Origin of the sequence: Algoriphagus marinus (assembly GCF_001936475.1) — a bacterium.
Taxonomy (GTDB): Bacteria; Bacteroidota; Bacteroidia; order Cytophagales; family Cyclobacteriaceae; genus Algoriphagus; species Algoriphagus marinus.
In genome coordinates this window covers 1-2,993 of the sequence record NZ_MSPQ01000024.1, presented here as the reverse complement: position 1 = coordinate 2,993, position 2,993 = coordinate 1, and the positions used below count along the sequence as shown (strand labels likewise).

Genomic DNA, 2,993 nt, shown 5'->3' with positions numbered 1-2,993 from the left:
GTCTTCCGACTTCTGACTTTTTTAACATGTCTTTGCAGAAATTGTAACAGGGATAGCGTAAGCTTTTGGGCAATTAGTACTACTCGGCTATGACATTACTGCCTTTACACCTGTAGCCTATCAACGTCATCGTCTCTGACGGCCCTATTTGGAAGTCTCATCTTGAGGGGAGTTTCGCACTTAGATGCTTTCAGCGCTTATCTCTTCCCGACGTAGCTACCCGGCAATGCAATTGGCATCACAACCGGTACACCAGCGGTCAGTCCAACCCGGTCCTCTCGTACTAAGGTCAGGTCCTCGCAAACTTCCCACGCCCGCAACAGATAGGGACCGAACTGTCTCACGACGTTCTGAACCCAGCTCGCGTGCCACTTTAATGGGCGAACAGCCCAACCCTTGGGACCTTCTTCAGCCCCAGGATGTGACGAGCCGACATCGAGGTGCCAAACCTCCCCGTCGATATGAGCTCTTGGGGGAGATCAGCCTGTTATCCCCAGCGTACCTTTTATCCTTTGAGCGACGGCTCTTCCATTCAAAACCGCCGGATCACTATACCCGTGTTTCCACCCTGCTCGGCTTGTCGGCCTTACAGTCAAGCTCCCTTATGCTATTGCACTCCTCGTACGGTTACCAAGCGTACTGAGGGAACCTTTGGAAGCCTCCGTTATCCTTTTGGAGGCGACCACCCCAGTCAAACTACCCACCAAGCAATGTCCCCCTATTAGGGGTTAGATACCAAACAAACAAAGGGTGGTATTTCAACAGTGACTCCACGAATCCTGGCGAACCCGCTTCAAAGTCTCCCACCTATCCTACACATCATTTGTCCAGTACCAATACTAAGTTGCAGTAAAGGTGCATGGGGTCTTTCCGTCCCGTTGCGGGTACGCGGCATCTTCACCGCGACTACAATTTCACCGAGCTCATGGCTGAGACAGTGCCCAGATCGTTACACCATTCGTGCAGGTCGGAACTTACCCGACAAGGAATTTCGCTACCTTAGGACCGTTATAGTTACGGCCGCCGTTTACTGGGGCTTCGATTCAATGCGTCTCTTGCGATAACATCCCCTCTTAACCTTCCAGCACCGGGCAGGTGTCAGGCCTTATACTTAGTCGTTAAACTTTGCAAAGCCATGTGTTTTTGTTAAACAGTCGCCTGGGCCTCTTCACTGCGGCCCTCATTGCTGAGGGCGCCCCTTCTCCCGAAGTTACAGGGCTATTTTGCCGAGTTCCTTAGCCATGATTCACTCGAGCACCTTAGGATACTCTCCTCGACCACCTGTGTCGGTTTGCGGTACGGGTATCTATACGCTTAACGCTAGAAGTTTTTCTTGGAAGCCCTTAGGATCACTATCTGATTGTCCGTAAACGCTCAGTACTATCAGCTTCGGCTAGCTGCACGCATTTAACTATGCTGCCAATACCTACTACCTTTAACCCGGTATTCCGTCACCGGGCGGATCTTTCATCACTCCGTCACTCCATCACCTGTATAAATAGTATGGGAATATTAACCCATTGTCCATCCACTACCCCTCTCGGGTTCGCGTTAGGTCCCGACTAACCCTGATCCGATTAACGTTGATCAGGAAACCTGGGTCTTACGGTGTGCGGGTTTCTCGCCCGCATTATCGTTACTTATGCCTACATTTGCTTTTCCAAAAACTCCAGCACGGCTTACGCCATACCTTCGCTGTCGTTGGAATGCTCCCCTACCACTCGTCCGCCTGTGGCGGATCGAATCCTTCGCTTCGGTACTAGATTTGATGCCCGATTATTATCGACGCCCTGTCGCTCGACCAGTGAGCTGTTACGCACTCTTTAAAGGAATAGCTGCTTCCAAGCTAACCTCCTGGCTGTCTCTGCAACTGGACCACCTTTGTTCAACTTAATCTAGATTTGGGGACCTTAGCGGAAGGTCTGGGTTCTTTCCCTCTCGGACTTGGACCTTAGCACCCAAGCCCTCACTGCCGGTTCTATATGATGGCATTCGGAGTTCGTCAGGATTTGGTAGGATTTGACTCCCCCTAGTCCTATCGGTAGCTCTACCTCCATCATACAATTCCCGACGCTGTTCCTAAAAACATTTCGGGGAGTACGAGCTATTTCCCAGTTTGATTAGCCTTTCACCCCTACCCACAGCTCATCCGGAAGCTTTTCAACGCTTATCGGTTCGGTCCTCCATTGTGTGTTACCACAACTTCAACCTGGCCATGGGTAGATCACTAGGTTTCGCGTCTACCCCCACCGACTCATTCGCCCTTTCAGACTCGCTTTCGCTCCGGGTACGGTACTGAATACCTTACCCTTGCCGATGAGGAGTAACTCGTAGGCTCATTATGCAAAAGGCACGCCGTCACTGCATCGCGCAGCTCCGACCGCTTGTAAGCGCACGGTTTCAGGTTCTATTTCACCCTCCTATTCGGAGTACTTTTCACCTTTCCCTCACGGTACTAGTTCACTATCGGTCTCTCAGGAGTATTTAGCCTTACCGGATGGTGCCGGCAGTTTCAATCGGGATTTCTCCGGTCCCGACCTACTCAGGATACCCGTCTCGCCATCAATCCTTCCAATACGGGACTCTCACCCCCTCTGGTCAGCTTTCCCACGCTGTTCTCGTCGGATTGACTTTGATTATACAGGTCCTACAACCCCGAACATGCCGTAACATGTGCGGTTTGGGCTGTTCCGCTTTCGCTCGCCACTACTTACGGAATCATTATTATTTTCTCCTCCTATGGGTACTTAGATGTTTCAGTTCCCCACGTTCGCTTTCCTTGCGGAATAGTCTTAAAGACTGGGTTGCCCCATTCGGATATCTACGGATCAACTCGCATTGGCCAATCCCCGTAGCTTTTCGCAGCTTATCACGTCCTTCTTCGCCTCTGAGAGCCTAGGCATCCCCCGTGCGCCCTTATTCACTTACTTCTACTTCGTGTACTATCGCTAGTACACACTGTTACAATTTCTGCTCAACATGTCAATGAACTT

The 2,993-nt window shown here is 51.0% G+C and carries 1 rRNA gene; it reads right to left on the bottom strand.

The features are described from left to right. Positions 1-53: 53 nt before the first annotated feature. Positions 54-2,930 (bottom strand): 23S ribosomal RNA (locus BVC88_RS20970). Between the last annotated feature and the right edge of the window lie 63 nt (positions 2,931-2,993).